The organism is Enterobacter cloacae complex sp. 394I7 (assembly GCF_057320345.1).
On sequence record NZ_JBXWCR010000010.1, the window covers coordinates 32,676 to 50,101 of the forward strand.

Genomic DNA, 17,426 nt, shown 5'->3' on the forward strand with positions numbered 1-17,426 from the left:
GACTTACGCGTCGTTCGACTTCAGCGATGGCAGTTTGGATACCAGGCGCAGTGACACGGTCAGGCCTTCCAGCTGGTAGTGCGGGCGCAGGAAGAACTTCGCGGCGTAGTAGCCAAGGTTGTCTTCAATCTCTTCCACCTGCACTTCGGCGGAGGCCAGCGGCTTACGCGACTTGGTCTCCTGTGAGGAGTTAGCCGGGTCGCCGTCGACGTAGTTCATCACCCAGTCGTTCAGCCAGCGCTCCATCTCATCACGCTCGCGGAAGGAGCCGATCTTGTCGCGCACGATGCACTTCAGGTAGTGCGCAAAGCGGCAGCAGGCGAACAGGTACGGCAGGCGAGCGGCCAGACGGGCATTTGCAGTGGCATCGGGATCGTGGTACTCCGCAGGTTTCTGCAGGGACTGTGCGCCAATAAAGGCGGCAAAGTCGGAGTTCTTGCGGTGAACCAGCGGCATAAAGCCGTTCTTCGCCAGCTCGGCTTCGCGACGGTCGCTGATGGCGATCTCGGTCGGGCACTTCATGTCCACACCGCCGTCATCGCTCGGGAAGGTGTGGCACGGCAGGTTTTCCACTGCGCCGCCAGACTCCACGCCGCGAATCGATGTACACCAGCCGAAGTCCTTGAACGAGCGGTTGATGTTGGCGGCCATCGCGTAAGCGGCGTTGGTCCAGGTGTAGTTGCCGTGATTCGCACCGTCGGTCTCTTCCTCAAAGTCGAAGCTGTCCACCGGGTTGGTACGGATGCCGTAAGGCAAGCGCGACAGGAAGCGCGGCATCACCAGGCCGAGGTAGCGGGCATCTTCCGACTCGCGCAGGCTGAGCCACGCGGCGTACTCGGTGTTCTGGAAGATCTTGCTCAGATCGCGCGGGTTTGCCAGCTCCTGCCAGGACTCCATCTGCATCACCCCCGGTGCGGTACCGGTTATAAACGGGCAGTGGGCGGCCGCGCCAATGCGGGCCATCTCGCTCAGCAGCTCAACATCCTGCGGGCTGTGGTCGAAGTAGTAGTCGCCGACCAGGCAACCAAACGGCTCGCCGCCGAACTGGCCATATTCTTCTTCGTAGACTTTCTTAAAGATCGGGCTCTGGTCCCAGCCCACGCCTTTATAGCGCTTGAGGGTACGGCCCAGCTCCTGCTTGGAGATGCTCATAAAGCGGATTTTCAGCATCTCGTCGGTGTCGGTGTTGTCCACCAGGTAGCTCAGACCGCGCCACGCCCCTTCCAGCTTCTGGAAATCGTCGTGGTGGATGATCTGGTTAACCTGCTTTGACAGCTTCTCGTCGATCTCGGCGATCAGCGCCTGAATGGTGCGGTAAGCATCGTTGGAAACGGTAACGGTGTTCTCCAGCGCCTGTTGCGCCAGAGTTTTGACAGCGCTCTCGACGGCATTACGCGCTTGATCACTTTTCGGTCGGAACTCTTTGTTCAGCAGCGCGCTGAACTCGTCTTGGCTCCAGGTCTGCTGCTCCTGCGCCAGCGACTGCTGGGATGGGTTGCTCATCAGTTACTCCTCTTTAGCACTGCTGTCTACTGCGGCATCGTCTGATTTCGGCAGGTGGCTGAGGGATTGCAGCAGAGTGGGATCCTGCAGGATTTTGGCGATCAGCTCCTCTGCACCGTTTTTGCCGTCCATATAGGTCAGCAGGTTAGAAAGCTGGGTGCGCGCTTCCAGCAGCTTGTTCAGCGGCTCAACCTTGCGTGCCACCGCATCCGGCGAGAAGTCTTCCATGCTGTTGAAGGTCAGGTCGATGTTCAGACGCCCTTCCCCGGTCAGGGTGTTATCAGCCTGGAACGCCACACGCGGTTTCAGTGACTTCATGCGCTCGTCGAAGTTATCTATATCGATCTCTAGGAACTTGCGCTCGTCGACGCCCGGCTGAGCGTCGACGGGTTTACCGACTAGGTCGGCCATCACGCCCATGATAAAAGGCAGTTCGATTCTGCGTTCTGCGCCGTAGATCTCCACGTCGTACTCGATCTGTACGCGGGGCACGCGATTACGGGCAATGAATTTCTGCCCACTGGATTTACTGACTGGCATGGTGTTCTCCATTGGATATGCGCGTACAAATATTGCGCCGCAAGCGTTAGCTATCGCGACGCCCGAAAAGAGTTTCCAGCTGATGCACGCCGTCCGGCGCGAGGTCGCGGATGATCTCCATAAAGTCCAGCTCAACCATACGCTGCACCCGCTCGATCATCAGCGGCGCAGGGTGGCTGGGTTCGTGCCGGAAAAAATAGTGTTTCACCTTCTCCAGCATCATCTGCGCATCGGCGCGTGAGCTGAGCTGCACCGTGTGCCAGTCGGCGGACTGCGGCGCACTCTGAGGCGTTGGCTCAGCGGTGCTGCTGCTGGCAAGCTGTGGGATCAGGCTGCTGAGATCGGTGCTCTGACAGGCGGAGGCAACCGTGTTGACGGTTTTCAGCAACTGCTCCATCTCCGGCATGCCGCCGTTACCCAGTTGCTCGGTGACAGTTTCACGAATGGTCAGCAGGCGTTCGGCTATCAGCACCACCGCTTCAGGGCCTGGACCGCCGCGCGCCAGCTCATCCTGCAGGCGGGTCAAACCGCCGGGATAGCCGGGGCAGTCGGTCTTGCTGCCGTCGAGCAGAGAACAGGCATCACGGAGGCTGATCTCATCGGACGCATGGCGTATCAGCGCGGCCTGACGCAGGGCGGTGCTGAGCGCAGATTTATCACTCAGCGCCGCCAGCGCGTTAACGCGGTAGAACGGGTCGTGCTGCCCGTCCTGTTCCAGTAGCGGCCAGAGCGGCTCCCAATAGAGCAGCAGCGCCTGCTGCACCAGCAGCAGGCCGTTGGCATAACCGCGCAGCCCTTTCAGCTGGGTCCAGGCGCGGGTCAGCGCCAGCATCACGCGCAGATCTTTACTGCGCTCCAGCAGGCTGAGGGCCAGATGCTCGACTTTGTTCCAGTCGGCGGGTTCCGCCGGGATGATGGTATCGCCAAACTGCTGCTCGGCTTTACCCGTACATGCCTGCTCCATCGCCATATAGTCGGCGTCATATTCGAGGTTTTCGCCGCAGGGCTGCTCGCTGCTGACAGGGATAAGAAGCGTATCGATATTCATCGGATTTCCTATTCAAATATCGGCGGATAAAGGCTATTCCGAGCGGTTCTGGCACCCGTCGCCGTGTCGAACAGCATCGGAAAAAGCAGGCTTGTGAAGTTGCCGCTGTGCAGATGTGGGTAGCGGCGGCCCATGCTGTGTTTAACCGGCAGCAGGCAGCCCATCTGCACCTGCTGGCTGCCCAACATGGGGGGCACCACGAAATTCCATACCGGGGTATTGGCAAACTGAAGGCTGCTCTTCACCGTTCTGCCAGTTAAGCAGGCCAACCTGAAACCAGTCGCTCCACTGGTTAAACAGCACATTGGGAAAGCGGCGCTTGAGAAAATCTCCGGCGCTGGGCAATTTGCCGTACCAGCTAATCACGTACGTCTGGCTCATTATCTTCTCCTCACGGCTACGGGCACGAGAACCCGGGAAGCTGGAACGGATTGCGGATACTGTTCGGGGTGAACTCCAACGTCACACTGTGACCATCGACATTAAAGGTGGCCTGGCGGCTCAGGCTGCTGCTGCCTGCGCTCTGCTGGGCGCGGTCAAAGAAGCGGTTCAGCGCCCAGGAGCCGTTGGTCACCAGCGTCAAGGTGGTGCCGTTGGCCAGCCCGAGCTGCATACGCACCTGGTTGGTGCCGCCGCTGCCCGGCCAGCTCATCAGCTTTACCGCCTGCGGGCCGTGGCTGTAGCGCAGCAGCTGACCGTCAACATCCAGCGTCATGGTGAGGATGTCGTTATCCATCCGCACAGTGCGCACCGTCACGCGGAATGACGTCGTGGTAGAGCCGTTGGCAAAGAAGGAGTCGCGAATACTCTGCGCCTGCTGGAACGGGCGCAGAATACTCTCGCCGCCCGGCAGGGTTTTGCCATCAATGCCTGGAGTAAAGCGCCACGCCGACTGGGTGGTATCAACCTTGTTGGCCAGGTTGTCGCGGAAGAAACTGTCCATCAGGCCGCTGCCCGGGGCGAACATGCGCGCCAGATCGTCCGGGGTTACTTCACTGCGCCCGGAACGCACCAGCGGATAACGCCCGGCTATCGCTTGGCGGCAAAAGCTGCCGACTTCGACGTTGATGCGTTTACGCACGTTGTCGAGATCACTGCGCTGGGTATCGCTGCTGGCGCCGACCGCAATACTGGTAAACATGTTTTGCAGCGAGCTAGGCAGCCTGCCCGCACTAGCGTGTAGGTGGCTGATCGCCTCACCCGCCGGCGGAGACATGCCGCTGTTGGCGGCGTCCTGCACCGCCGTCAGGTAGCGATACAGGTCGTCAATCTGCTTAAGGAAGTCGTCGAAGGCGATGATTATCCCACCCTCCTCCAGCGGATCGGCCAGGTCAATAATCGGCGCGAAGTGGTTAGCCACTGCCTGCTCCGGCGTCTGCTGTACCGCCGCGCCAGTGCTGTTCTGGCGCGAGCGGAACAGCCCCTGCAGGGTCCGCGTGGCGCTGTTATCGCTGACGCTGTAGGCGGGTTTAGCGGCTTTTTCAACGCCCTGCGGCACTTTTTCCAGCACCAGATAGTGTCTGAGGTTAATCACCAGCTTGCGCAGCGGCGAGCTGCTGCTGGAGAGCAGCCGCGCACTGTTGATTCGCTGCGCCAAGTCGGCACTGCTGTTGAGCTGGATATCCTGCAGCAGTCCGTCCCATTGGCGAATATAGTCGCTGATATAGAGCTGGCGCACTGCCGCATCGGTCTGCTGCTGCGTCTCGCCCTTTACCTGACCGCCGAGCACCCACAGGTCATCGTCATGCAGCGATTTGGTAACCGCAGCGATGTTTTTGTCGAAGCTGTTCCAGTAACCGTCCGGGGTGTACAGCCCCGGGATTGTGTCAGCAATCGAGCGCCCGCTCTTGCGCGAAAACACCAGTTCGCTCTGCGGCCCGCCGAGCGAGGCCAGCGACACTGCCCGTAAGCTGTCATCACGTTCCAGCAGGCGCTTCAGGCGTCCGTAAACGCGCTGCGACAGCGGCATCTGATTAATCAGCGCCTGTTCGCGCTTTAGCAGCGCATCATCCCGGGCATACGGCGAGGCCTGAATCTGGTTCTCCCACAGCTGGCTGAGATGCCACTCCAGTTGTTTCACCTGCGCATGAGTAACGTTTTGCGGCAGAGTGCGTTGGATATTCCACATCATCCAGGCGTGCAGGAATTTGCCGTCGTAGTGATTCGGCTGATACAGCATCTGATACGCTTTCAGCGCTTCATAGCTGTATTCGACATCGCTGCCGTTATCGTTACGCAGCCAGGTGGTAATCAGCTGCGCCACATGCGGCATCAGTATCTGCTGCAGCGATTTCTGGTACAGCGCCTGGGTGGCATCGCTGACTTCCGCTCCGCGATACAGCCCCATGCGGCGGTTCAGCGGCGGTGAGTTAAGGTCAAACTCGTCGCTCTCCGGCAGGTGCAGCACGCTATTAAGGAACGGCAGCAGCGCAAAGAGATCGCGCGGGTCGCTGCTCTGCAGCGCCGTGCTCTGGCGCACCACTTCCGGCACCCGCGCCTGGACTTGCTGCAGGTAGCTTTTGTTGTTGACGTAGCTGGTGAACCACAGCAGCGAGGCAAGCACCACTACGGCGGCCAGAGCGATATAGCCGGACCACAGAAGCGCGCGGTTGCGCAATTCCCACCAGCGGTTGCTGCCCGCAAGACAGGCTTCAGCAAACACCACTTTTTGCAGCATATCCTTCAGGAAGAAGCTCTGACCTTTGTTGCCGGGGATTGGCGCCTCTTTACTGACCTGCTGCCAGCTGCCCTGAACGCCGCTGTCATCCTGCGGCAGCTGCATGGCGCTATTCAGTTCGCCCATCACGCGGTCAAACGGCAGCCCCTCTTGAGTGCCGCTGGCGAAATAGATTCCGCGCGGCGAGAACTGGGTTTCAAAGTTGGAGCGGGCAAACACGGTATCAAGGTAGTCGGCCAGCAGCGGGCGCAGCGCGGCGAACTCCTGCGGGAAGAGGAAACTTTCGGCGCGCACTTTGGCATCGCTCTCCTGCAGTAGCGTGTCCGGCAGCCCTGCATCTAGCCGCTGCTGCAGCAGGGCGAACTCCTGAGAGAAGGCCGCCATCAGATCGAGATCGGCCAGCCGCGCTTTATCCCACGGGAAGGTGAAGCCCCAGATCTGCTCGCGCTGCGCCTTATTGAATTTGGCGAAGTAAGCGCGGAAGCCCTTCAACAGATCCGCTTTTGTCACCAGTACATAGACCGGGAAGCGAATGCCAAGCTGTTCGTGCAGCTCCATCAGGCGCTGGCGCAGTGCCACCGCCTGCTGCTGCGACGCCTCCGCCGACAGGGTCAGCAGGTCGGAGATGCTGACGGTGACGATCACGCCGTTGATCGGCTGGCGGCTGCGATATTTGCGCAGCAGGCCGATAAAGACCTGCAACTCGCTGGCGTTCTCCTCCTGCTGGCTCTCCTGGGTGGTGTAGCGCCCGGCAGTATCCAGAAGCACCGCTTCGTTGGTGAACCACCAGTCGCAGTTGCGCGTGCCGCCAATGCCGCGCAGCGCGGACTTACCAAAGCGGTCGGCGAGCGGGAACTGCAGGCCGGAGTTAACCAGTGCTGTGGTTTTACCCGCCCCGGGTGCGCCGATAATCACGTACCACGGCAGCTGATATAGATACTGACGGCTGAAGCGCTGCGCCCAGAACGGAGAGCGGCCGCTGTCGTGAGAGAAGTGTGCTTTTTTCAGCAGCTCGGAGGCTTCGTTAAAGCACTCCACCAGCCCCCGTTCTTCGCTGGTAAGACAGGGGATCTCCCCATCTGGCGACTCCCCTAGGGTGGTTTTCAGGCTGCCCATCAGCTTACGGTTCAGCCAGCTGTTATAGAGGCGCGGCACCATGTTGCCCAGTGCCCACACCAGGTAGAGCAGCCCAATACTGATCTGGCGATTGACTTCCGGCTCCAGCGGGCGTGAATCGACAATCGAAAACACCGGACCAATCACCCAGATAATAAGCGACAGCGCGGTTATACCAACAAAGCCCCACAGCAGGCGGTTGGTTAAGACGGCAAACAGAAGATTCAGCATCAGTGAGTTCCTTGCACCTGGCCGTTAAACTGGGCATGCGTATTTCCCGGTGCCACTAGCAGGGTGATCTCGACCCGACGATTGCGCGCGCGGTTGGCGGCGCTGTTGTTCGGCGCGATGGGGTTGCTATCCCCACGCCCTTCCGCTTTGACGCGCTGCGGCTGGGAGAGATGCTTCTGAAGCTGTTCAGTGACCGACTGCGCACGCGCCAGCGAGAGTTCATAGTTCGAGGAAAAACGGGCGCTGCGGATTGGCACATTGTCACTGTAGCCCACCACCAGGAGGCGCCCGCTGACTTTGTTCATCGCCGCCGCGATGCGGTTGAGCACACTGGCGTAGCCGTCGCTTACCGATGTGCCGGCAGAGCTGAACAGGCCATCACCTTTTAGCGTCACCACGCTGCGATCGGCTTCGTCACGAACCGACACCAGACCCTGTTCGATCTCCGGGCTCAGGAAGGTTTTCAGGTCCAGCGCGGTAGGCGGCGCTGGCGCCGGATCGTGGATAGTGACTTCCGGGAGCGCGGTCTGATAAACCGAGGCCAGCACCGGGCTGGTGTAATAACCAAGACGCCAGTTGAGCAGGATGTAGAGCAGGCAGGCGAGGAAACCCACCACTGCGGTGCAGGCCCAGAGCGGCACCACCGGGCACCAAAGCTTGCGCGTCACAGGGTGATCCTTCCGGTGGACCGACAGCGGCGGCGCATAGCTCCCGCGCACTGAGCGGATCATCTGCAACAGGCGCTGCTTGATGGTTTCCAGCTGCGAGCGACCGTTATCCATGACCCGGTAACGTCCTTCGAAGCCCATCTGCAGGCAGAAGTTAATCAGCTCCAGCAGCGCAATCTGTTCACGCGGCGTCTGCGATAGGCGTGCCAGCAGCTGGAAGAATTTCTCACCACCCCAAGTTTCATTGTGAAACGTCACCAGCAGGCCGCTGCCCGGCCAGACGCCCCCCCCGCCCCACGGAGTGAGCGCAGCGGCTTCATCCAGCGCGGTGCACAGGCAGTAACGGGCGCCGATAATCGCTTCATACGGCAACCCGGCGCGCTGGCAGTTTATCTCAAACTGGCGGATCTCATCGATCAGGCGCAGGCGTAAGCCGGCGGGATCGGGGTGGGAAACCGAATTACGGATTTGCGGGATAGCATTCAACAGCGGATTGGCAGCCGCCACCAAGGGGTTATGGCTGTTGGCCCCGGAAACCCAAGCTTGCGCATCGGCGTATAGTTCATGTTTCATGATGATTCATTCCCTGCTCAGACCCCTTGACTGCGGATTGCCCAGAATTCCATCTCCAGCCCCGGGAACTCCCCTGCGAGATGCAGGGCAAAGGCCCCGGACTTTTCCATCTCTTTCCATAACACCCCTCCCTTCTCCAGCTGGAAGTAGTTGTAACCGGCGTGCCAGGGGATTTGCGGCGGTGCTGACGGCATCGCACGCAGCACCATACCCGGTAGCTGCAGCTGCACCAGATCGCGAATTTTGGTCACCGGGGCGACTTTCATCTGCGCCGGGAAGTGGATTTGCAGCACTTCGGCCGGTACGTTAGCGCGCACCGCCAGCACGAAGCCAAACTCGCGCACCATTGAAGCTTCGGTAACCGTCGCCACATTAAGGCCGTGGGAGCGCTCGGTCAGCGGCAGCTGGATGGCGCTCTCTTCCATCACCAGCGACAGCCCCTGGCGCAGCATCTGCGTCAGTCGCCCGAAGCAACCTGCCAGATCATCATGGTTATACACCGGCAGCGTATTGTGCGGCCCGCGCTGCGGCGTCCAGCTGGTGAGCTCGCTGGCAAAGGCCAGCCACTGCTGGAACAGCGCTTCCGGGTGCAGTAGCGGCAGATTTTTAACATGGCTGATGTGGCCCAACTGCTGGTTGATCAGTGCCAGCAGCATAAAGTCGACCATATCAGCGGTATTGAAGCGCCCGGATTGCTGCAGGCGCTGGCTGATCTGCTGGCTGCGCTGCTCCAGCAGGCCGTTAATATCGCCGACATATTCGTACAGCAGCGGCTGGCTGATGGCGTTAAGCATCGGCGGGATATAGCTGCCGTCGAGGTGCAGCTGGTTGTCGCTGCGCTTATCGCTGACACGCGCCACGCCAATCGCCGTCCATTCCGCCGTCAGTTCGCTCTCCAGCATTAGCCGCAGGCGCAGGCGCCCGAACTGCACGGTCGCCTGCCCGACCGAGATGGTGTTGAAATCATCTACTTCGCGTTCGAAGCTGATAAAGCGCGCTAGGGAATCTCCCGCTTCGCTGAAAATCACCTCTTCGCGCCCGCCGCGCCGTACCGGCAGTGCCAGCACCACTTTCACGTTGGTTTGGTTGTCCGGAATGCTTAGCGGTGGCGGTGACTGACGCGCATCGCGAAACGAGAAGGCGGTGCCATCAGGCAGCAGCCCGCTGGCTGAGACCAGCGCCACTTTGCCCTGGCGCAGCATCGCCTCGTCGAATTCGATATCGTGCAGCCCCCACAGATAGGGGCGCTGTGCCAGACCCCAGTCACGCAGGGTGCTGTGCAGGTGGCTTTCAGACTGCTGGAAATGGTGCGGGCGCAGGAACATGCCTTCAGTCCAGACCACTTTTTCTGCTTTGCTCATGTTGGCTCCTGTCTCCGGCGCTGTAAGTTTTTCACCACGCGGATGCCGCTGATATCGGCAATGACTTCGGCATGTAGCTCATCATCCGCCCCCTTCCAGACCTCATAAAAAAAGCTGTCTGAAGACTGCGGTAAAGGTAGAGAGAGACGCCATCTCTTGCCATCCAGCGCCTGGTATTCCGCCATGATGGCGATGTAGCGCACGCCAGGGTTGTTATGCCCGACGATTATATTATTGGTTTGACCCGGCATCAGGAAGAACTGCTCGCTGTCCAGTAGGTTGGCGCCCAGCATGCTCTGCGCGTTGTTTTGCAGAGAGTTAAAATCAGCCGACATGAAATCCGCATCGGATTTCAGCCACAACACGCGCACTTTCAGAGGTGCCGACTGGTTAATTTGCGGATGCGCCTGGAACAGCAGACTGTATTGGGTAGGTGTGTCTCGTGAAGATGACCCGCAGCCTGCCAGCAGTGCCATCGCGGTGAGGCAAAGCACCTGAAGGCTCAGGCGGAAAATATTCAGTCTGTTCATAATCGGGATACCATTAATGCATTGTTATATATGAATAATTCAAGCTGCAGAAAGGCGGCAAGCGCTGGCCCGCAGCGTGAGTCTCAAGGATGAGACTAATAATCCCCGCTAACAAAGATCGCTATGTGCCCGGGATGAACTGACTAGGCCAACATATCTGAAGCTTGAAGTAGGATGAGATTAATCGACGATCCAGGTTCCGCTGTTGCTGCTCTGGTACGCTTTGCTATGGCAATCAACCGCAACAACATTAGGTTGCAAAGATGAAGCGCGCTGGAATTTGGATATAGCTACCGCATGAGGCTGACAAAAATCATCTCGAAAGCGGAATAGGAAGTTTTTGTAAATTTCGTGTTAATTTTACCGATTACAATCAACAACTCAACGTAATTAATTCAATTAATATATAATCAAACATTTAATTGTTCTTTTTTAAATAAGAAATCATTTTTCCTAAACACTATTATGGTTAATCATAGAAAACCTTATTGATTATTAACCAGACTGAGTAATTTACAGGCTTTATTGCTTAAATCGAACTTTAGCTGAGCTGACAGAGCAGATCACGTATATCCTGACAACCCAGGTCGATCCGTGGCAAAGCAAACATTCAATATCACCAACTGGCCTTCATACCACAAAGCCCTCATTCAACGTGGCTCTCTGACCTTCTGGCTGGATGCGGAAGCCATTTATGCTTGGTATGACGCTGCCCCAACATCACGTGATCGACCTCAGTGCTATTCTGACCTTGCAATCAGCACTGTTCTGGTAATTAAACGCGTATTCGGCTGACCCAGAGGGCTCCTCAGAGATTTATTGATTCCCTTTCTCTCTGATGAAACTGTTACCGCACTGCCCGGATTACACCTCCGTCAGCCGGCGTGCGAACAGGGCAGCCTGACGGCTGCAAATCGAACACCCAGCCAACTTCCCGCCCCTGAGTTGCCATAACCCGATTTGAATATGTATGATGTGACGATATTTTCCTCAGGGCCTTTCTCCATGATGCCCCGTAAAAGTATCGATACACTTCTGCTCTCCGTTGGTGCGTATAAGCTCTCTCAGTATTAATGGGACTGGATGAAGATGCTAAAATCCATGAACAGTAGCGCCCTTTCAGGGCGAGCGTCACCGCTTCGCGGTTCCGATGGTTTGCATGTCCTGAGCACCGTTTTATACTCTGCGGCATGTATATTCCACGCCCTGCAAAACTGCTCTTCACCGTCGATGACGGCTGGAACAGGTACCTAGGTTCGAACGGCGACGGCGTCAGCCCATGGGCCCGCCTTTGCGTCGAGCGCATGCTCGCCTGTGGCACCGCCAGTATGGGAGTCCGCCGCTACTGCTGCGCATCGGCCGACTGCACCCACTCCCGCTTTTTCTGCCAGAGCTGTAAGTCAAAAGCGTGCAGCTCCTGCGGTTTTAAAGCCACTGAGCAGTGGGTCTCGCAGCAGAGCCACATTCTGCCCGACTGCGACTGGCTGCACATAACCTTCACCATGCCCCACCTGCTGTGGCCCTTTTTTAACAACAACTGGCCTCTCCTCAACGCCCTGTTCGGCGCCGCCACCCGCGCCATGCTCTGCTGGGCCCGAAAACAGGGCGTGGAGGTCGGCATCTTCTGCGCCCTGCATACGTACGGCCGCCAGCTCAACCAGCATCCGCATATTCATCTGTCCGTAACCCGCGGCGGGCTGGATGTTAAGCACGGCGTCTGGCGCAGCCTTTTCTTTAAGAAGCAGCCCGTGGAGGAAATCTGGCGCGGGGCGGTCATCCGGCTGCTGCGCCACACAGTACGGACGCCGCTGGAAGGTCCACTTCGCGAAGAAGACCCGCGGCGCCTGGCGGAGCGTCAAATACCTGGGTCGCTACCTGAAGCGGCCGCCGGTGTCGGCGGCGAAGCTCAGGCACTACGGCGGCGGCGCCGTAGTGCACCACTATTACGACCACCGTACGCAGCAGCACCGGCAGCAGACGCTGACGCAGGAAGAGATGATCGGGCGCTATATCAGTCACGTGCCGGCCAGGCATTTTAAAATGGTGCGCTACTACGGCTTTTTGTCTAACCGGAAACGGGGTGAGTTGCTCCTGAATGTGTACGAAGCCCTGCAGATGGAGGCGCGGAAAAACCGGAGCAGCCGGGCTTCGCCGCGCTGATCAAAGCGTTCCTGCGTACGGACCCGTACAAATCCATCCTGTGCGGCAACCGACTGCGTTTTACCGGCGCGCAGGTCGGAAGACACGCCACGGATTTAGTGGCTGAAAGGCTGCATAACATCGACCGGAAACGATGGCTTCTGGCCCAGACAGCAGGATAGGTTAGCGTGAAAAACGGGCTTCAGGTTAAAAATGCGACGGAAACAGCATTTTATTGCCATAACTCACACGGCCTCACGTCATCACTGCGTTTCTGATAGCGGTTTTCATGGTCAGGATATTTTTGAAACGATTTTCCAGTCTCCTAACCATCAAGCTATAGCCAGTAGCTTTATCGGCTACTTAGCGCCCTAAATCAGCATGCGGTATTTGCTTAATTCTTTTACGGTTTGCGCCATACCTTGCCTTAGCAACGCTTCTAAATATTCATCAACCGACACGGGCGGTTTCCGTAAACTACTGCGCTGCGTAGTTACGGCCGAAAGCACAAGTGCTCTATTTAAATCAAATAAATCCATAACAAAATCGTCAGGATGCAACACTTCGATACCAAAGGCATCAAGAGCAGGTGCCGGAAAATCTTTAAGATTCAACGTCACAATGATTTCAGCATTGCTACGGACAGCAGCTGCGGCAACATGCCGATCATCTACATCAGGTAAATCAATGCTATCAATCAGAGGCTCAAAGCCGGTGACCAACGCATCAGGAATGGCTTTATTCATTAGCGTGGCAGTGCGTTTAATTTGATCTTCAGTTAGAACCGTTCTGTTTGCTAACAGGTTACGTTGCCACTCATTTTCGATACTGGCTGACCATTTTGGTTGGTACAATCCGGTCAGCCCCAATCGAATCAGTAAATCCCGTAGAAATGACGGGTACAGTACGCAAGCATCTAAAACTACAGGATAAGGTGTGTGGTTCATTAGTAAAGTCCAAGCTCTTGGCTTAGATCTGCCAACTCCTGCATAGCTTTATTGCTATCGCTATCTCGCTGATCCTTGTACTTCATCAAATCGGCGAAAAGCACGCGGCGATGGCGACCTGTTTTATGAAAAGGAAGCTTCCCATCTTCCAGCAGTTTCACCATATGAGGGCGTGAAACATTCAGAATATTGGCGGCTTCCTGCGTGGTCAATTCAGCATGCACAGGAACGACTTGCACCGCGTTACCAAGTGCCAGTTCACCCAAAATCGACATAAGCAACGTCAGTGAAGACGTAGGTAGTTCGATTTGATGAGTTACGTTATCTGCATCCTGAATCGAAATTTCCTGTGTTTCCATTTTTGTGGAGAGGTAGGCGGCAAGCTCCCTTTGTCCACGTACAGCTGCCTCAATCTCCCCTTTAGCCGGAAGGCTAAGGCTATCAAGAATTGAGTTTGTCATTGTTTAGTATTCCAATTGTTTAGGTTTCGGTTTTTCGGTTTCGGTTTTTCGGTTTTTCGGTTTTTCGGTTTTTCGGTTTTTCGGTTTCGGTTTTACGGTTTCGGTTTTGATATGACGGCAACTGTTATAACTGAGGTTATACGAAATAAACGGAAAACGCAATAAACGAAAATCAGGGTAAATCCTGCTCACTGCAAAGTTGTAGGTTGCGGTGTGGAGAGAAGATTGGATTTGGGGTTTCGGGAGCAACGTAACTGAACCGCTCCGGAAATCAGGAAGACAAAAGTATCAGGGATAGAGGTGTACAGAATAACTGATTAAAATCCGGTGCATTTCAGCCTGTGCGGATAGTCATCAGTATCCACTGGTCGTCGTTGCTGACGGCCTCCCAGCCACAGGTTTTCAGCAGCGCATTCAGCCCCTCAGCGCGCCCGCCAATTCTGGCCGGAACCGGCATAACCTGCGTCCCGTCATCATTAAAACCGATTTCCAGCGCGCTTTTCAGCAGAAAGATGCTGTTTACCGACGCCGTCGGCTGAATCTGACGCCGGCCGCTCCACTCACTGTCGCTCAGGACGTGATACACCCAGTCGTACTGCTTAGCCAGCTCCAGCGCGTAGGTCAGGCGAAAAAGATCGTTCTGCTCTGACAGTTCGCCTGTACAGCTGCGCCAGAGATAATCCAGCTTATGGCGCAGCCGCGCACGAACGCCGAGCGTACGGCCCTCACGAATTACCCAGTCAATATCGGTAGCCACGTCACGCGAGAACCGGCGCTGTTTTTTCGCCTGCGCAAACCAGCGGCTGATAAACAGGTTTTCCTGCGACTCTGACAGCACCAGTCCGTCTTCCCGCGCCGTGTGCAGGGCAACAAGGGCACACCATGCCAGATGGCCCGTTTTTTCCATACTTCTCATCAATATTCTCCCGCCAGCGGCAGAGCGTTGTTTCCTTTCAGACCAGAGGGAGACAGGTTATGTTTGCCGCGAAGCTTTTCCACGCTTTCCGCAGGCAGCCTTATCACCGTTTTGATGCAGCTGTCGATACAAGGAATAATGTCTTCTCGCGGACCATGGCGCCAGTCATCGCCTGCATAAAAAGCATCAAGCGCAGCAGACATATTTTCCGGGCTGTCAAAAGCGCGCACCAGAATGTAGTAATCCGGATCATGCAGAGCCGGAGCAGACCACACAACATCGATGCCGTGGCGCTGATGAAGCGGAACGCTGATATCCCGCATTATTCGGTGAAAACCGTCACCGCTGTCGCTGTGTAAGGTGTACTGCAGTATTTCGACCGTTCGTGACATTCTGGTGTCTTCCCCTGACGTTAGCAGTTTCCCTGCCCGGCAGGAAGTGGGCCTGTTCCGGCAGGTCGATGGCCAGCTGCAGATAAAGCACCTGGTCAGGCTCCCGTTTTCCTGTTTCCGCAATCTCACTGTGCACCACGGCGACAATGTTTTCGCGGCGCGAATCATGGCCGGCTTCGGCCAGCGCAAAAACAATGCTGCCCACCACCTGGCACATCTCTTCATGCTGTCGCATGAAGGCGTGTGAATACTCCATTCTGCTCTTCCTTAAACGATACGTGGCGTCAGGTGTGATTATGCCGTGAAACGGCATGGAGGCGCAAAGCGCCGGAGGCCCCGCAGCGAAGCGAGGACAAAAAAAGTATTACGGCTAAAGCCGTAATAACCCCCCTCCTGCCAGACCAGAACAACCCAGCTAGAAGCAACGCAGAAGCTGATGTGCGCCACCGGAGTGGTCACGACAAGGCGAAGCCGCAGTCGGGGCGTATCTCCGCGTTAGCGGGCCGTCAGGGCTGCTTACGGGCGTGTCACTCTAAACTTCCAGCAATACCACTTACAGCGACTCAAAAGCCTAGTTACAACATCCATCATTAAAAGCGACATCATTCCCGGCCCTTTGGGCCGGGGGCGGCGGCGCTTTTCAGGGGTGGGTCCCGGCTCAGGTGCTGCCGCTGTGCACGGTGACTCTTCTGAAATCTTTAGTATGTTGTAACTATAAGCGCGCGACAGCGCCCGCTGCAACGCGGCGGGACCAACCTGAGATGTTCACCGAACCGGCGCGGACGTTAAGTCCGCTGCAAGGGCGTGCATTCTCCTGAGCCTGTCCACAGGGCAGGCGATGAACAGGTTATTTATTTATAAGAAGTAATCTTATTTATTTAAAAGGAGTACAGAGCAGGTTTTTAAAGGAAACCACGCACTTTGAAATCACGTCGGCTGGCGCTCTGTAAGCTATACGGTTGTAACCTTACGGAAAGGGCCCTTGCAGTTAATTGTGGGTAAATAAATTCAGCGACCGCAACGGGCTTCGCCGGTCAGATTGACGGCCGTTCTGATGGCCGGATGACGGGAATGCCGGTGCAGCTGGCGACCGTTCCGCTCAGATAATGAGCGCCGGCGTGCTGCGGGCGTGCGAAATCCTCCGGCGTCAGCCGGATTTTCCACGAAGGGGGGTTATATGGGGACGGAGGCCAGACGCGAGTAGTTGTTCCCGCGCGACATCAGCATGCGCTCTTTCACGCGCCGCTCAAGCTCGCGCTTCATTGCGTCCAGCCCGCCGGTAAAGCGGCCGCTGGCGTACTCGCGCGTCAGCTGCTGTTTCACCAGGGTGACAATGTCCTGGCGGGTTCTGCCCGCGTCACGGCGGGCACGTGCACGCTTCAGCCCGTGCGACTTGCGCTCGGTCTGGTAGCTGCGGAAACGTTCGCGCACAAAACGCCAGGCCTTCGCTATCAGCTCGTCCATCCCCAGCGGCTGGAGGTGCTGCTTTTTGCGCTGCTGGTTTTCCCATTCGACGCGGCTGCGGCGCGCGGCCACCACGGCCACGTCTGAGACGTCGAGCGCCGAGAACAGCGCCGGCGTGAAGGTGATATCGGTCGGGATATTGCACCCAATCTGCGGGTCATACTCCGTCTGGTAGGTTATCAGCCCCAGCTCTGCCATAAACCTGAGCGCCCGCGTGGCGCGGGTGATGGAGAGGTTCCCACTCTTTGACTCCGTCGCCAGCCCGCACTCGATGGCCAGATTGGTGATGGAGCGCTGGACGCGGTTGGCCAGCGGGTCATAGTGGAAGCACAGCCCCTGCAGCAGCGCATCGATGGCACGACGGCGCAGCACCGGCGGCATGCGGTGACGCTTACCCAGCGATCGCACAAACGCCACGTGGACGCAAAAATCGAAACGGGACGTGAAGCCTTCGGCTTTCGCCATCAGCTTACGGCAGAACGGCAGAGTCTTCTTTCCTTCACGCGGCGTGAATGCCGGATGCGGGTTTTTGACCTGACGGTAATGGGAGAACAGGGTCTGGGCGTCAGTCACACCTTCCCGCACTTATGTTGCACGGAAGGAGTAAATGGCACAGAAACGGGTATTGCAGTTTTCTGAGCATAAAACTATACTCCCTGCATAGAGCAACAGCTTCTATACAGTTTAAGTAGGCCCCGTTAATCTTCTCTTAGTCGCCAAACCTGGTGAAGATTATCGGGGTTTTTGCTTTTCTGGTACCGGGTAGACACCTCATCAGAACCAGTTCCCTGCCACCTTATGGCGTGGCCAACCAAGAATTCACTAAAACGATCAGTAATCTAGCATCCAATGAGAAAACG

The 17,426-nt window shown here is 57.1% G+C and carries 13 protein-coding genes and 6 pseudogenes; 4 read left to right on the forward strand and 15 right to left on the reverse strand.

Features of this window, described 5'->3' with window-relative positions; translation table 11 throughout:
* Window positions 1-3: 3 nt before the first annotated feature.
* The 8 genes and pseudogenes from tssC to tssJ all read right to left on the reverse strand — a co-directional run bounded on the left by tssC (window position 4) and on the right by tssJ (window position 10,247).
* Complete coding sequence (tssC, locus tag AC2FAP_RS21625) at window positions 4-1,503, reverse strand: type VI secretion system contractile sheath large subunit (RefSeq protein WP_172687029.1); 1,500 nt, start codon at window positions 1,501-1,503, stop codon at window positions 4-6.
* Window positions 1,504-1,506: 3 nt separating this feature from the next.
* Window positions 1,507-2,043, reverse strand: a complete 537-nt coding sequence (tssB, locus tag AC2FAP_RS21630) for a type VI secretion system contractile sheath small subunit (RefSeq protein WP_172687058.1) — start codon at window positions 2,041-2,043, stop codon at window positions 1,507-1,509.
* A 46-nt stretch (window positions 2,044-2,089) separates the two neighbouring features.
* Window positions 2,090-3,091 (reverse strand): type VI secretion system protein TssA, encoded by a 1,002-nt coding sequence (gene tssA, locus AC2FAP_RS21635; protein ID WP_172687028.1) that lies wholly within the window; start codon window positions 3,089-3,091, stop codon window positions 2,090-2,092.
* An 8-nt stretch (window positions 3,092-3,099) separates the two neighbouring features.
* Window positions 3,100-3,472: pseudogene (tagF, locus tag AC2FAP_RS21640) on the reverse strand (type VI secretion system-associated protein TagF).
* A 16-nt stretch (window positions 3,473-3,488) separates the two neighbouring features.
* Entirely contained in the window at window positions 3,489-7,115 is a 3,627-nt protein-coding gene (gene tssM / locus AC2FAP_RS21645; RefSeq protein WP_172687027.1) for a type VI secretion system membrane subunit TssM, read from the reverse strand.
* Window positions 7,115-8,356: a DotU family type VI secretion system protein gene (locus AC2FAP_RS21650; RefSeq protein ID WP_172687026.1), complete on the reverse strand. Its 1,242-nt coding sequence runs from the start codon at window positions 8,354-8,356 to the stop codon at window positions 7,115-7,117. The genes tssM and AC2FAP_RS21650 overlap by 1 nt, the downstream gene beginning before the upstream one ends.
* A 17-nt stretch (window positions 8,357-8,373) precedes the next feature.
* Complete coding sequence (tssK, locus tag AC2FAP_RS21655) at window positions 8,374-9,717, reverse strand: type VI secretion system baseplate subunit TssK (protein WP_172687025.1); 1,344 nt, start codon at window positions 9,715-9,717, stop codon at window positions 8,374-8,376.
* Window positions 9,714-10,247 carry a type VI secretion system lipoprotein TssJ gene (gene tssJ / locus AC2FAP_RS21660; RefSeq protein WP_172687024.1) on the reverse strand — a complete coding sequence of 178 codons (534 nt, stop codon included), beginning with the start codon at window positions 10,245-10,247 and terminating at the stop codon, window positions 9,714-9,716. The genes tssK and tssJ overlap by 4 nt, the downstream gene beginning before the upstream one ends.
* A gap of 594 nt (window positions 10,248-10,841) precedes the next feature.
* Here tssJ and AC2FAP_RS21665 point away from each other — a divergent pair.
* From AC2FAP_RS21665 to AC2FAP_RS21675, 3 pseudogenes are all read left to right on the forward strand, one after another.
* Window positions 10,842-11,136 (forward strand): annotated as a pseudogene (locus AC2FAP_RS21665) (transposase); the annotation flags it as partial.
* A 116-nt stretch (window positions 11,137-11,252) separates the two neighbouring features.
* Window positions 11,253-11,318: pseudogene (locus tag AC2FAP_RS21670) on the forward strand (hypothetical protein); the annotation flags it as partial.
* A gap of 119 nt (window positions 11,319-11,437) precedes the next feature.
* Window positions 11,438-12,568, forward strand: a pseudogene (locus tag AC2FAP_RS21675) (IS91 family transposase).
* Between the two features lie 189 nt (window positions 12,569-12,757).
* On the opposite strand, the gene AC2FAP_RS21680 reads toward AC2FAP_RS21675, so the two are convergent.
* The 7 genes and pseudogenes from AC2FAP_RS21680 to tap form a co-directional block, all read right to left on the reverse strand.
* Window positions 12,758-13,333, reverse strand: a complete 576-nt coding sequence (locus tag AC2FAP_RS21680) for a PIN domain-containing protein (RefSeq protein ID WP_172687023.1) — start codon at window positions 13,331-13,333, stop codon at window positions 12,758-12,760.
* The gene (locus AC2FAP_RS21685; RefSeq protein WP_172687022.1) at window positions 13,333-13,794 is read right to left on the reverse strand and encodes a helix-turn-helix domain-containing protein; all 462 of its coding nucleotides are present in this window, start codon (window positions 13,792-13,794) and stop codon (window positions 13,333-13,335) included. Before AC2FAP_RS21685 ends, AC2FAP_RS21680 begins: the two co-directional genes overlap by 1 nt.
* A 334-nt stretch (window positions 13,795-14,128) precedes the next feature.
* Window positions 14,129-14,710, reverse strand: a complete 582-nt coding sequence (locus tag AC2FAP_RS21690) for a DUF2913 family protein (RefSeq protein WP_172687021.1) — start codon at window positions 14,708-14,710, stop codon at window positions 14,129-14,131.
* A gap of 68 nt (window positions 14,711-14,778) precedes the next feature.
* Window positions 14,779-15,102 (reverse strand): annotated as a pseudogene (locus AC2FAP_RS21695) (NIPSNAP family protein); the annotation flags it as partial.
* Window positions 15,050-15,358 carry a DUF2767 family protein gene (locus AC2FAP_RS21700; protein ID WP_172687020.1) on the reverse strand — a complete coding sequence of 103 codons (309 nt, stop codon included), beginning with the start codon at window positions 15,356-15,358 and terminating at the stop codon, window positions 15,050-15,052. The pseudogene AC2FAP_RS21695 and the gene AC2FAP_RS21700, both read right to left, overlap by 53 nt.
* Before the next feature lie 917 nt (window positions 15,359-16,275).
* Window positions 16,276-17,151: an incFII family plasmid replication initiator RepA gene (repA, locus tag AC2FAP_RS21705; protein WP_172687019.1), complete on the reverse strand. Its 876-nt coding sequence runs from the start codon at window positions 17,149-17,151 to the stop codon at window positions 16,276-16,278.
* Window positions 17,132-17,209 carry a RepA leader peptide Tap gene (tap, locus tag AC2FAP_RS21710; protein WP_011201829.1) on the reverse strand — a complete coding sequence of 26 codons (78 nt, stop codon included), beginning with the start codon at window positions 17,207-17,209 and terminating at the stop codon, window positions 17,132-17,134. Before tap ends, repA begins: the two co-directional genes overlap by 20 nt.
* 79 nt (window positions 17,210-17,288) lie before the next feature.
* Here tap and AC2FAP_RS21715 point away from each other — a divergent pair.
* Window positions 17,289-17,392: pseudogene (locus tag AC2FAP_RS21715) on the forward strand (replication protein RepA).
* The last annotated feature ends 34 nt before the right edge of the window (window positions 17,393-17,426 follow it).

Excerpts from the sequence above, each read along its gene's own strand:
- tssC (WP_172687029.1), bottom strand. The coding sequence starts at position 1,503 with ATGAGCAACCCATCCCAGCAGTCGCTGGCGCAGGAGCAGCAGACCTGG.
- tssB (WP_172687058.1), bottom strand. The coding sequence starts at position 2,043 with ATGCCAGTCAGTAAATCCAGTGGGCAGAAATTCATTGCCCGTAATCGC.
- tssA (WP_172687028.1), bottom strand. The coding sequence starts at position 3,091 with ATGAATATCGATACGCTTCTTATCCCTGTCAGCAGCGAGCAGCCCTGC.
- tssM (WP_172687027.1), bottom strand. The coding sequence starts at position 7,115 with ATGCTGAATCTTCTGTTTGCCGTCTTAACCAACCGCCTGCTGTGGGGC.
- AC2FAP_RS21650 (WP_172687026.1), bottom strand. The coding sequence starts at position 8,356 with ATGAAACATGAACTATACGCCGATGCGCAAGCTTGGGTTTCCGGGGCC.
- tssK (WP_172687025.1), bottom strand. The coding sequence starts at position 9,717 with ATGAGCAAAGCAGAAAAAGTGGTCTGGACTGAAGGCATGTTCCTGCGC.
- tssJ (WP_172687024.1), bottom strand. The coding sequence starts at position 10,247 with ATGAACAGACTGAATATTTTCCGCCTGAGCCTTCAGGTGCTTTGCCTC.
- AC2FAP_RS21680 (WP_172687023.1), bottom strand. The coding sequence starts at position 13,333 with ATGAACCACACACCTTATCCTGTAGTTTTAGATGCTTGCGTACTGTAC.
- AC2FAP_RS21685 (WP_172687022.1), bottom strand. The coding sequence starts at position 13,794 with ATGACAAACTCAATTCTTGATAGCCTTAGCCTTCCGGCTAAAGGGGAG.
- AC2FAP_RS21690 (WP_172687021.1), bottom strand. The coding sequence starts at position 14,710 with ATGAGAAGTATGGAAAAAACGGGCCATCTGGCATGGTGTGCCCTTGTT.
- AC2FAP_RS21700 (WP_172687020.1), bottom strand. The coding sequence starts at position 15,358 with ATGGAGTATTCACACGCCTTCATGCGACAGCATGAAGAGATGTGCCAG.
- tap (WP_011201829.1), bottom strand. The coding sequence starts at position 17,209 with ATGCTCAGAAAACTGCAATACCCGTTTCTGTGCCATTTACTCCTTCCG.